Origin of the sequence: Isoptericola sp. NPDC019693 (assembly GCF_044389085.1) — a bacterium.
Classification (GTDB): domain Bacteria; phylum Actinomycetota; class Actinomycetes; order Actinomycetales; family Cellulomonadaceae; genus Isoptericola.
Window position 1 is genome coordinate 473,051 of sequence record NZ_JBIRXP010000002.1, and the last position, 11,806, is coordinate 484,856.

Annotated in this window: 11 protein-coding genes and 1 tRNA gene; 3 read left to right on the forward strand and 9 right to left on the reverse strand. The window is 75.1% G+C overall.

Annotated features, from left to right (window positions below):
- Positions 1 to 46: 46 nt before the first annotated feature.
- A complete protein-coding gene (locus ACH436_RS07580; RefSeq protein ID WP_430559584.1) occupies positions 47 to 709 on the reverse strand; it encodes a 5-formyltetrahydrofolate cyclo-ligase in 663 nt (220 codons plus the stop codon).
- Positions 710 to 821: 112 nt separating this feature from the next.
- Between ACH436_RS07580 and ACH436_RS07585 the strand changes: the two genes are divergently transcribed.
- From ACH436_RS07585 to ACH436_RS07595, 3 genes are all read left to right on the forward strand, one after another.
- Complete coding sequence (locus ACH436_RS07585) at positions 822 to 1,463, forward strand: GNAT family N-acetyltransferase (RefSeq protein WP_430559585.1); 642 nt, start codon at positions 822 to 824, stop codon at positions 1,461 to 1,463.
- A gap of 106 nt (positions 1,464 to 1,569) precedes the next feature.
- On the forward strand, positions 1,570 to 2,931 hold the full coding sequence (locus ACH436_RS07590) for a hypothetical protein (RefSeq protein WP_430559586.1): 1,362 nt from the start codon (positions 1,570 to 1,572) through the stop codon (positions 2,929 to 2,931).
- Between the two features lie 50 nt (positions 2,932 to 2,981).
- A tRNA-Ala gene (locus ACH436_RS07595) sits at positions 2,982 to 3,054 on the forward strand.
- A gap of 73 nt (positions 3,055 to 3,127) precedes the next feature.
- Here the strand turns inward: ACH436_RS07595 and ACH436_RS07600 are convergent.
- The 8 genes from ACH436_RS07600 to ACH436_RS07635 form a co-directional block, all read right to left on the reverse strand.
- Entirely contained in the window at positions 3,128 to 3,763 is a 636-nt protein-coding gene (locus ACH436_RS07600; RefSeq protein WP_430559587.1) for a hypothetical protein, read from the reverse strand.
- A 19-nt stretch (positions 3,764 to 3,782) separates the two neighbouring features.
- A complete protein-coding gene (locus tag ACH436_RS07605) occupies positions 3,783 to 5,153 on the reverse strand; it encodes a glutamate decarboxylase (protein ID WP_430559588.1) in 1,371 nt (456 codons plus the stop codon).
- A gap of 17 nt (positions 5,154 to 5,170) precedes the next feature.
- Complete coding sequence (locus ACH436_RS07610) at positions 5,171 to 5,548, reverse strand: PLD nuclease N-terminal domain-containing protein (protein WP_430559589.1); 378 nt, start codon at positions 5,546 to 5,548, stop codon at positions 5,171 to 5,173.
- A 54-nt stretch (positions 5,549 to 5,602) separates the two neighbouring features.
- On the reverse strand, positions 5,603 to 5,908 hold the full coding sequence (locus tag ACH436_RS07615; protein ID WP_430559590.1) for an SHOCT domain-containing protein: 306 nt from the start codon (positions 5,906 to 5,908) through the stop codon (positions 5,603 to 5,605).
- A 26-nt stretch (positions 5,909 to 5,934) separates the two neighbouring features.
- Complete coding sequence (locus ACH436_RS07620; RefSeq protein ID WP_430559591.1) at positions 5,935 to 6,411, reverse strand: DUF6325 family protein; 477 nt, start codon at positions 6,409 to 6,411, stop codon at positions 5,935 to 5,937.
- A 133-nt stretch (positions 6,412 to 6,544) separates the two neighbouring features.
- Complete coding sequence (locus ACH436_RS07625) at positions 6,545 to 8,905, reverse strand: arylsulfatase (RefSeq protein WP_430559592.1); 2,361 nt, start codon at positions 8,903 to 8,905, stop codon at positions 6,545 to 6,547.
- Between the two features lie 102 nt (positions 8,906 to 9,007).
- Positions 9,008 to 11,242, reverse strand: a complete 2,235-nt coding sequence (locus ACH436_RS07630) for a LuxR C-terminal-related transcriptional regulator (RefSeq protein ID WP_430559593.1) — start codon at positions 11,240 to 11,242, stop codon at positions 9,008 to 9,010.
- A gap of 44 nt (positions 11,243 to 11,286) precedes the next feature.
- On the reverse strand, positions 11,287 to 11,631 hold the full coding sequence (locus ACH436_RS07635; protein WP_430559594.1) for a carboxymuconolactone decarboxylase family protein: 345 nt from the start codon (positions 11,629 to 11,631) through the stop codon (positions 11,287 to 11,289).
- Between the last annotated feature and the right edge of the window lie 175 nt (positions 11,632 to 11,806).

The following is an 11,806-nucleotide window of genomic DNA, read 5'->3' on the forward strand; positions in this document are numbered from 1 at the left end:
TCCGGACTACCTCGCGGGGGGTTGGACTACCTCGCGGGGGGTTGGACTACCTCGCGGTGTCGGGGAGCTCCCGCCAGCCGTCCGGGGTGACGACGGCGTGCACGGGCACGTCGTGCTCCTCGGCGGGCAGCGGGTGGGTGGCGGAGTCGTAGAGCTCCTCCGGGAACACGAGCGCGACGACGGGGACGCCCGGCCGGCGGATCTTCAGCAGCCGGTCGTACCAGCCGCCGCCCTGGCCCAGGCGCACGCCGCGGTCGTCGACGGCGAGGGCGGGCGCCACGACGACGTCGGCCTCGGTGATGGCCTCGGCGCCGAGCGCGGGCCCGCTCGGCTCGGGCGGCCGGCCCGGCGCACGCTCGAGCAGGTCGTCGGGCCCGGTGTACTCGGCCCAGTCGCGGGCCAGGCCGGCGCCGAGCACGGGCAGCAGCACCCGTGCGCCGCGCGCGGCGAGCCGCTCGAGGAGGACGTGCGTGCCCGGCTCGGTGGGGCGGGAGACGTAGGTCGCGACGACCTGCGCGTCGCGGACGGCGGGCACGGTGGCGAGGACCTCGGCGAAGGCGTGCGCGGCCTCGTCCCGCAGGCGGGGGGACCGCTCGGCGCGGTGGGCGCGGATGGCTCGGCGGAGCTCCTCCTTGGCGTCCGCGGCCTCCATCCCGGCGACGACGGGGTACGGCTGGTGTGCTCTCGGTCCGTTGCGGTCGCCGTGCATGGGGCCATTGTGGCAGGGTCCCGTCCGGAGAGTTCCCGGCGCGCGCCGGAGACGCGGAGAACGGCTCCGGCCCGCGGGCAGGGGCGGGAGCGTCGGGACGGAACGAGGTGGCATGACGCACAAGCACGCCCGGGGATGGGCCGTGGCGCGGCCGTGGCCGGTGACGCTGCGCGAGGACGGGCCGGCGGGCGCGGTCGTGCTGCGCCCCCTGCGCCGCAAGGACGGCCCCGAGTGGCTGCGCCTGCGGTCCGCGAACGCGAGCTGGCTCGAGCCGTGGGAGGCGACGTCGCCGGGCGAGCGGCCCGCCGCGTCGACGTTCGGCGACTACCTGCGCGCGCTGTCCGCCCAGGCGCGCGCGGGCACCACGCTGCCGTTCGCCGTCGAGCTCGACGGGGCGCTCGTGGGCCAGCTGACCGTGTCCCAGATCGCTTACGGCTCCCTGTGCTCCGCCAGCGTCGGGTACTGGGTGTCGCGCGAGGTCGCGGGTCGGGGCGTCATCCCGACGGCCGTCGCGATGGCGGGCGACTACTGCCTCGCGGTGCTCGGTCTGCACCGCATCGAGATCAACATCCGCCCCGAGAACGCCCCGAGCCTGCGGGTCGTGGCGAAGCTCGGCTTCCGCGACGAGGGCGTGCGCGAACGGTACCTGCACATCCAGGGCACCTGGCGCGACCACCGCACCTTCGCCCTCACGACGGAGGACGTGCCCGAGGGGCTCCTGGCCCGGTGGCAGCAGGTCCGCGACGGCGACTGATCCCGCAGGCGCTCAACCCGCCGCCGGACGGCTACGGCAGCCCGGACAACGGACACGCCGCGGCGGCGTGCGACCGCGTCGGAGCACCGTCCCCTACCGTCAGGACGTGGAAACGTCGGCGGCAGGACTCGCGGTGCTCGCGCTGTTCGTCCTGTGGCTGGGCTTCTGGGTGCCGCACCGGCTGCGGCACCGCCAGCAGCTGCTGGACGCGCGGGTGGACGACAGGTTCTCCGGCGGGCTCCGGGTGCTGGCGGTGGCCGGCGCGGGCGGCACGCGCGGGGTGACGACGCCGACCGGCGGTGCGACTCCGCTGCTGGTGGCCAGCATGTCGTCGGAGGGCGGACGAGGGGAGCGACCGATGGGTCTGGACGACGACAGGGGCGCGTCGCGTGCCCTGACCGCCCCGCGTGCCGGGGAGCAGCTCGACCGGCCCCGGGAGTCCCGCCTCGCCCTGCTCGAGCAGCGTGCCGCGCGTGCGCGTCGTCGGCTCCTGCTCACCCTCCTCCTGCTGCTGCTGACGGTCGCCGGGTGGGTCGTCGTCGGGCTCGGCCTGGTGGGCTGGTACGCGGGGGCCGCGCCCACCGCGCTGCTCGTCGTCGTCCTGGTGCTGGGTCGTGTCGCGGTGCTGCAGGCCCGGCGGGCCGACGCCCGGTGGGTCGCGGAGCGCAAGGCGGCGCAGCGGCAGGCGACCGAGGCGCGCGCCCTCGCCAACGGCGGGCCGCACGCGCCGCGCAACCGTCCCCGGGTGACCGGGCACGCGGTGCGCCCGTCGGCGACGCACACCCAGCTCATCCCGCGCGTGGCGGCCCCGGCGGGCCAGCCCACCGCCCGCACCTCCGCGCGGACGACGCGACGCACGGAGCCCGCCTCCCCGCGCTCTCGTGCGACGGTCCCCGCCGACGACGCCCGCGGCGACGAGAGCGCGGAGCCCGAGCCGGCCACGACCCACCGTGCCGCCCGTGGGTCGGAGCGCCTCGTCTTCGACGTGCGCGCCGACGAGCCGGCGGCGCCTCCGGAGCCCGTCGTGGTCGTGGATCCCGAGCCGGACGACGGCGGGGTGCCCGCCGGGCCGCCGCCCGTCGGGAGCGAGCCGTGGGAGCCCGTCCCCGTGCCCCTGCCCACCTACGTGACGAAGCCGGCCGCGCCCCGGCGAGACCCGCGGGCCCTCCCGGCCACGACCGCCGGACGCGACACCGGTCGCGACACCGGGAGGGACGTCGGTCGCGCACGCCCGGTGACCGACGCGGGTCGTGGCGCCGCCCTGGCCGCGACGATGCGCGCGACGCTCGGGCCGACCGCCACCCCGGCGGGAGGCCCCGCCGCCGACCGTGCCCCGGGCACGCTGGACGCGGCGTCGACCCCGGACCGCGCGAGGGAGCTGACGGCGGGCGACGAGCCGCGCCCGCGCACCGAGACCCTCGGGCTGCCGCTGGACGAGATCCTCGCCCGGCGTCGGGCGGCGGGCTGAGCCGATTTGGCGACCTGCCGTGACGGGGTGCTAATGTTGGCACCGCTCTCGGGGCTATGGCGCAGTTGGTAGCGCGTCTCGTTCGCAATGAGAAGGTCGGGGGTTCGAATCCCCCTAGCTCCACCGCAGGCCGAAGGCCGCCGCATCTGGTGCGGCGGCCTTCGTCGTTCCCGGGCGCCTTCCGAACCGCCCCGGCTCACGCCGTGCGGCGCGAGAGCAGCGCCGCGACGAGGAAGCAGACGGCGCCGGCGAGCGTCCCGGCCTGGTCCCACCACGCGCTCAGGTATGTGCCGGTGGACGGTTCGACGTACGCCCCGACGGCGGAGGCGGCGAACGCCACGGACCCGACGGCGTTGAGCCAGGTGCCGTGCCAGGTCCGCGCGTCCAGGTCCCACAGGTGCCCGCGGTCGCGGGTCGCGACGATCGCGCACGCCGACGAGACGAGGAACGCGACCGAGCCGTACGCGTCGGGCTTCCAGCCCGCGCCGAGCAGGGTCGGTTCCGCGACGGCGGCCACCAGCGCCGCGGTCGTGCTGACGTTGAAGCAGACGGTGCCGGCGAGCTGCACCGCGGCGGCCCACCAGTCCCACCGGTCGGCGGGGTGCGTGCCGGCCCGGGGCGGCCGGCGGCCGCTGAGGCTCAGCTGGACGAACGCCGCCGCCGTGAAGAACACCGACCCGACGACGAACGTGACGCCCACGGCCACCGGCCCGACCGCGTCGGCGTACGGCGGGAGCGCACCGACGAGGAAGCACAGCGACCCGACGGCGAAGCCCCACGCCTCGCGGCGCAGGCGGCGGCGCGAGGCGGTGGTGCCGGCCGTCGTCGTCACGGGCCTGGGACCGTGGCCGTCAGTGGTGGAAGGCGGGCTGGCGGCCCTCGACCGGCATGGGCGAGGTGAGGCCGTCCAGCCATGCGGTCTCGGTCCGGATGTCGGCGAGCAGGTCGTCCGCGAGGTCGCGGCTCACCCCGTTGCGCACGACGATCCGCTGCACGGTGAGGTCGGCCAGGTCGTCCGGCATCGGGTAGGCGGGCACCAGCCAGCCCTTCATCCGCAGGCGGTCGGACAGGTGGTACAGGTCCCAGTTCTCGGTGTGCCCGGGCTTGAGCTGCCACGCGAACACGGGGATGTCGGACCCGTCGTTCCACAGGTCGAAGGCGCCGATGTCCGCGATGCCGTGCGCCAGGTACTTCGCCACGTCCTGGCACTCCTGCTGGATCGCGGTGTACCCCTCCCGCCCCAGCCGCAGGAACTGGTAGTACTGCAGCAGCACCTGCGCCCCCGGCCGGGAGAAGTTGAGCGCCAGGGTGGGCATGTCACCGCCCAGATAGCTCACGCGGAAGACGAGCTCCTCCGGCAGCGCGTCGAGCGTGCGCCACACCACCCAGCCCACGCCGGGGTAGACGAGGCCGTACTTGTGCCCCGAGGTGCTGATCGAGTGCACCCGCTCGAGCCGGAAGTCCCACTCGATCTCGGGCTGGATGAAGGGCGCGATCATCGCGCCCGACGCGCCGTCGACGTGGATGGGCACGTCGTGCCCGGTCCGGGCCTGCAGGGCGTCCAGCGCGGCCGCGATCTCCTGCACGGGCTCGTACATGCCCGTGTAGGTCACGCCCATGATCGCGACGACGCCGATCGTGTTCTCGTCGACGTACTGATCGACGGCGCTGCCGTCGAGGCACGGGTGCTCCGCGGTGATCGGCACGTAGCGGGCCTCGACCTCGAAGTAGTTGCAGAACTTCTCCCAGCACACCTGCACGGCCGAGCTCATGACCAGGTTCGGCCGCTCGGTCGGCTTCCCCGCCGCGCGCCGCGCCAGCTGCCACCGGCGCTTCAGCGCGAGCCCGCCGAGCATGCACGCCTCGGACGACCCGACCGTCGACGTGCCGATGCAGTCGGTCACGTCCGGCACGTTCCACAGCGAGCCGAGGATCCGCCAGCAGTTCTCCTCGATCGCGGCCGTGCGCGGGTACTCGTCCTTGTCGACCATGTTCTTGTCGTAGACCTCGGCGTACAGGCGGTCCGCCTCGTCGCCCATCCACGTCGCCACGAACGTGGCGAGGTTCAGGCGCGAGTTGCCGTCGAGCATCACCTCGTCGTGCACGAGCTGGTAGGCCGACGTCGGCTCCATCTCGGACTCGGGCAGCGCGAGCCGTGGCGTCACGGACCGCACCGCGTCTCGGGTGTAGGTGGGTCGCAGCACGTGCCGTTCCTCGGACATCCCGGTTCCTCCCGTGCTCAGTAGATGACGCCGGCCTTGAGGGCGGCGTACTCGCGCTCGTCGATCGCCCCGGCGTCGAGCAGCGCCTTCGCCTGGGAGATCTGGGCCGTGGGGTCGGTGCGTGCCGCGTCGCGCAGCGCGGCGTCGGTGGCCGCCCGGTCGTGGGCGTGCCGCTCCGCGTGCCGCTCGGCCATCCCGTGGCCGCGGGCGATCAGGTACACCAGCGCCGAGACGAACGGGACGACGACGAGCGCGACCAGCCAGAGCGCCTTCCACCAGCCGCTGAGGTCCCGGTCGCGGAAGAGGTCGGCGACGATGTGCACGAACATCACCAGGTAGGCGACCAGGAAGAAGCACCAGAACAGGAACCAGAACCACTCCATGAAGCTGTCCATGCTGATCGCCTCGGTCTCTCGTGCGTCGTGCCCTGGGGTGTCCGCCGGCCACCGTCAGCCGGCGAGGATCTGCGCCTTCTGCGCCTCGAACTCGGCGGGGCTGAGCACACCCTGGTCGCGCAGCGCCGCCAGCTGCGTGAGCTGTTCGATGCGGGCGTCCGTGCTGGTCGCGGCCGCCGGAGGGGCGGGCTGTGCTGGTGGCGGGGGCGCGTACTGGGGCTGAGGTGCGTACGCGGGCTCGCGCGCGGCCTCCTGGTTGGCCCAGCGACCGGCCTGACGCCGTGAGACGCGGTTCGAGACGGCCGTGGCCGTGCCGGCGATGACGGCGGTGCGAGCGACGCCGCGAAGCAGTCCGGGCACGAGTTTCTCCTCTCTCCGGGCCGGCGTCAGACGCCGGCCTCGTCGGCGTCCAGGGACGCGAGCAGCGCCTGGACGGGGATGCGGCCGCTCGCGACGAGCTGCGCGCCGTTGCGCCGCAGCGCCGTCGCGAACGGTGCCGCCCACGTGTTCTCGTAGACGAGCACCACCGCGGTCCGGCCGGGCTCGACCACGCCCGCGGCCTCGGCCAGGTCGTCGTCCCCGAGCAGCCCCGAGCGGGCCCCCGCGAACACGGCGAGGCCGGCCGAGCCGTCGTCGAGCTCCTCGAGCCCGATCGCGGCGACGCTCCCGTCGTCCTCCCGGCGGACGACGACGAGGTCGAGCACGCGGACGATCCCACGGTCGACCAGGTCGACGAGGTGCGGGAACGCCGCGTCCCCCGTCGCGCGGTCCGTCGGGAGCTCGACGACGAGATAGTCGATCGGCCCGCTCTCCTCGAGGGCGCCGAGCGCGTCGCGCTCCCGGGCGCTGAGTTCCTGCGTCATCGTCGTCCTCCCGTGCCCGGCCCGCGCCGTCCGTGGGCCCCGGTCCCAGCGTCGCGCGCGGGCCGCGACGCGTCCTCACGCAGAACGCGTGAAGTGCGCCGGACCACCGGGCGTGACGGCGCGCGGTCCGAGGTCACGACGCCGGCCCCGCCGGCGCGAGGTACTCGACGTGCACCGCGTCGATGCGCCCGTCGAGCGCGAACGGCATCCGGTCCGCGTACGCGCGCGAGACGGCGCCGCCGTACGCCCGGCCGACGTCGAGGCAGTCGTTGGCCGAGAAGAGCAGCGGCGCGCTCACGGGCACGGTGCCCGACCCGACCTCCTCCCCGTCCACCCGCAGCACCACGCGCAGGGGCCCGGCGGGCTTCGGCTCCACGTACGTCGTGGTGACCTCGATGGTGTGGTCCCCGGCGGCCACGGGGGTCGCGGAACGCACGACGGTGCGCTGCACGAGGAAGAGGTTGTACTCGTAGACCAGGACGCCGTCGAGCAGGAAGCAGGTGAGGCCGCCGCCCGCGCCGCCGAGCTTGTAGAGGACGCCGTCGGCGCCGTCGGGCAGGGAGACCGTCATCGCCACCGTGCTGGGCTTGTTGCCGAGCGCCGGCGCGCAGAACTCCGGCACGCGCACGGTGTCCCCGGAGAGGTCCCAGGCGCTGTACGGCGGGGAGATGCGGTCCTCGGGGTGCAGCACGGGCACCCACAGCCCGCCGCCGACGGGGAGCGCGTCGTTGCGGGCCGCCTCGATCGCGAAGAGCTCCTTGAGCTCGGCGAGCCGGTCGGGGTGCTCGGCCGCGAGGTCGTGCGCCTGGCTCCAGTCGGTGTCGAGGTGGTAGAGCTCCCACCGGTCCTGGTCGGGGGTCCAGGTGCGGATCCCGGGTGGCGTGCCGGGCACCCACGGCAGGCGCGGGCCGGTCGCGGACGCCATCCACCCGTCCGCGTAGACGGAGCGGCTGCCCATGATCTCGAAGTACTGGGTGCGGTGGCGGCCCTCGGCCGCCGGGTCGTCGAGCGAGTAGGCGAAGCTGGTGCCGTCGATCGGGTCCTGCGGCACACCGGACACGGTGTCCGGGTGGGAGATGCCGAGGATCTCGTACAGGGTCGGCACGAGGTCGACGACGTGGTGGAACTGCGTGCGCGGCACCGGGTCGGGCTCGATGCGGCCGGGCCAGCTCACGAACATCGGGTTGCGGGTGCCGCCCAGGTGCGACGCCAGCAGCTTCATGCCCTGGTAGGGCGACGAGCCCGCCCACGCCCACGCGGCGTGGTACTGGTTGTCGGTCGCGGGGCTCCCGAGGACGTCGAGCCCGCCGAGCTCCTCCAGCGCCGCGATGTGCTGGTCCACGGTCGTGGGGATGCCGTTCTGCGCGAGCAGCTCGCTGATCGTGCCGTTCTGCCCCTCGCCGGACGAGCCGTTGTCGCCCCAGATGTAGACGACGATCGTGTCGTCGCCGTAGCCGAGGCGCTCGACCTCGTCCAGCAGCCGCCCGGCCTGCACGTCCGCGTGCTCGCCGAACCCGGCCGCCACCTCCATCAGGCGGGCCTGGAACGCCTTCTGGTCGGCGGGGATGTCGTCCCACGCGGCGAGGCTCTCGGGGCGCGGCGTCAGCTCGGCGTCCTGCGGCACCCAGCCGGCGGCCTTCGCGCCCTTCAGCGCCCGCTCGCGGTAGACGTCCCACCCGTCGTCGAAGGCCCCGGCGTACCGGTCGGCCCACTCCTTCATGATGTGGTGCGGGCCGTGCAGGGCGCCCGTGGCCCAGTAGACGAAGAACGGCTTGTCCGGCGCGTTCGCCTTGTGGTCGCGCAGCCAACGCATCGCGTCGTCGGCGATGTCCTCGCTGAGGTGGTACCCCTCCTCGGGGGACCGCGGGGGGCGGACCGGCGTCGTGTTGCGCACGAGGTGCGGCTCGTACTGGGACGCCTCCCCGGCGAGGAAGCCGTAGAAGTACTCGAAGCCGTAGCCGGTGGGCCACCGGTCGAACGGCCCGGCCGCCGTGGTCTCCTCCGCCGGCGTGTTGTGCCACTTGCCCCACGCGCCCGTCGAGTAGCCGTACTGGCGCAGCACCTCAGCGACCGTCGCGCTGCTCTTCGGGATGTGCCCGGAGTAGCCGTCCCAGTCGTTCGCCAGCTCGGCGATCTGCCCGTTGCCCACCCGGTGGTGGTTGCGCCCGGTGAGGAGCGACGCGCGGGTGGGGGAGCACATCGCCGTCGTGTGGAAACGGTTGTAGCCCACGCCGTCCGCCCGGACGCGGTCGAGCGTCGGGGTCTGCACGGCGCCGCCGAGCGTCGTCGGCAGGGCCGGTCCGGCGTCGTCGATGAGGATGACGACCACGTTGGGGGCGTCGTCGGGCAGCCGGCGCTCGGGCGGCCGCGGCGAGTACGTCGACTCCCCGATCGTGCGGCCCGCGACGCTGCCGGACCGCCGCGGCGGGAAGGGCAGGGACCGTTCCGTCGGCAGCGGCGGGCCGACGACCGACGGGCGTGTGCGGTGAGCCATGGTCACCCTCCTGGGGCGGTCGGCCGCGGGGCGGTCCGGCGGCACGACGACCGTAGGGCGGGGGCCCGCGGCCGGGCATCACGCAGATCGCGCGAACGCCGCTCAGCCTCCGAGCAGCCCGAGCTCGGCCGCCCGCTCGACGGCGGCGCCCCGCGTCGTCGCGCCGAGCTTGCGGTAGATCGACCCGACCTGGGTGCTCACGGTGTTGCGCGAGACGAAGAGGCGGCGGCCGATCTCGGCCATCGTCAGGTGCGTCTGGAGGTACGGGAGCAGCCGGTGCTCCGCCGGGGTGAGCGGCGGGGTGCCCGGCGCGGCGGCGAGGCCGTCGAGCCGCGCGCGGAACGTGGCGACCTCGTCGGCCAGCAGCCCCACGCGCGGCCGGCGGCGCAGCAGGTCGGCCGCCTCGGCCGCGAGGTGCATCGCCGTCGTCCGGTCGCCCAGCGTCGTGTACGCGTACCCGAGCTGGAGCCGCACCCGCAGCGCGAGGAACGGCAGCACGTGCGTGCACTGCACGCGCGCCCGCATCGCCCGGGCCAGGAACCGCTCCGCGACGGTGCGCTCACCGCGGTGCAGCGCCACCCGGGCGCTCACGCCCAGGGCGAGCGCCGTGGTCGAGTAGCCCTCCATGTGGTGGGCCTCGATCGTCCTGACCGCGGCGCGCGCGTGGGCGTCGGCGTCCGCCCACCGGTCGTCGTCGACGTCGAGCACGGCGAGCTCCGCCTCGCTCAGCAGCACGGAGTCCGGGTTGCCCGCCGCCGTGCCCGCGGCCGAGGCGTCGCGGAACGCCACCCTGGCGGCGTCGCGCTCGCCGACCAGCAGCCGGGTCGCCCCCAGCAGATGGAGGGCCTGGTCGTACCAGGGGCTCCACGACGGCTCGTGGTCGACGGCGAACGCGGCGCACGCGACGGCTGCCTCCGCGCCGTCCACGCACATCGCCGCGCGGACCTGGCACCGCGCGGACACCAGGGCGGTGCGGTCGGGCTCGGGGAGGGCGTCGGCGTCAACGCCCTCCAGGGCCGCGGCCCAGCGCTCCGCCTCGCTCGTCTCGCCGAGGAGCAGGGCGCGCCAGGTCGCGACGACGGTCAGCGCCGGGGACGCCACGACGGCGTCGTCGCCCAGCGCCGCGAGCCAGCGGGTGACCACCGTGACCTGCCCGGACTGGTACGTCGAGAGCCCCAGCCCGGCCACGAGCTCGGCGGCCTCGGCGACGTCGCCCGCGGCCAGCAGGTGCTCCACCGCGCGGGCCTCCAGACCGTGGGCCGTGAGCCAGGCGGCGGCCCTGCGGTGCAGGGCGGCGGCGACGCCCTGCTCGCAGCGCTCGAGCTCCGCGAGCAGGAACTCCCGGAAGAGCGCGTGGTACCGGAACCAGCCGCGTCGGTGGTCCAGCGGGACGAGGAAGAGGTGCGCGTCCTCCAGCCTGCGCAGCAGGGCCGCGGACCCGACGTCGTCGAGCACGGCGTCGCAGGCGCCCGCCGACAGCTGGTCGAGCACGGCCGTGCACCGCAGGAAGTGCTGCAGGTCCGCGGGGAGTCGGGCCAGGCACTCGCGGTAGAGGTAGTCGGCGACGAACCGGTCGGTCCCCGCGAGGGCCGACGCGTCCCCGCCGGCGCGCACGAGCAGGGCGCACAGGACGATGCCTGTCGGCCAGCCCTCGCAGCGCTCGACGACGGCCGCGAGGTCCGCGCCCGGCTCCACACCGGCGTCCCGGAAGAGCGCCGCGGCGCCGGCCAGGTCCACCCGCAGGTCGTCCGCGTCGAGCTCGAGCAGGTCGCCCTCGACACGGCGTCGGGCCCGATCGCCCTGGGAGAGCCTGCCGGCGAGCACCACCTGCGACCCCGCAGGGATCCCACCGAGGACGACCTCGAGCACGTCGCGGCACCCCTCGGACGACGCCTCCTGCAGGTCGTCGACGAACAGCACGAACGGTGTGGTCGTGCGGGCCAGGGCCGCAGCCAGCAGCGGGGCGGAGCGCCCGAGCGTCGACGGGCCCGGCCCACGCATCTCCCCGGCCACGGCGGCGACCTCGGGGGAGAAGCGCGAGCACGCGAGCGCGAGAAGGGTCAGCAGGGTGGCGGGGTCGTCGTCGTGCCGGTCGAGGCCGACCCAGGCGACCTCCCGCGGCTCGAGGGCCGCCCACTCGGCCAGCATCGTGGACTTGCCGTAGCCGGGCGGGGCGGTCACCTCGACGACGCGGGCACCGGCCTGCTGCGCGCGCTCGACGAGCGCCCGCCGGGACACGCCTCCTGTGCGCGGTGCCGGCGGCGCGATCTTCCCGGAGAGGAGCGACGCGCTGAGCTCCGGTCGGACGGCGAGCGCCGGTCGGCTCGCCTCGGACACCTCAGCAGCGTAAGAACGGTCTCACGAGGCCCTCAACCGGCGGGTCAGAATTCACCCACGCCGTCCCTCGTGGGGTCCGTCCACCCCTCGACGGGCTCGAGGCCGAGCGCCAACGCGACCCAGGGCGCGGCGGACACGGCACGGGGGAGGCCGACCACGGGGACGGCCGCCGTCAGCACGTCGACGATCTCGTGGGCGGCGACCCCCGCCCCCAGCGCGGCCTCGACCTCCACGCCCAGGCTCGGTCCGCCGCCGCTCACGCCGACCAGGGCGGCGAGCCGGACGAGCGCGAGCGTGCCCGGGGGGAGAGCGGCCGGCGGGAGGGCTCGGCCGTCGTCCAGGCGAGCATCGTTGATCGTCAGGCGTCGTAGCAGCTCGGCGTGGTCCACGGGCGGTCGCCCCCCTCCGCCACGAGCGGCGTCGTGGCCGTGGCTCCAGTCGACACCCACGTGCGCGGGCGCGCATCATGCCGATCGCGTGACTCCCGGCCCCGCGGCGCAGGACGCCGGCGTGCGTCCGCGCGAGCACGACGAGGTCACCGGGAGGCGTCGACCAGCGGTGCGT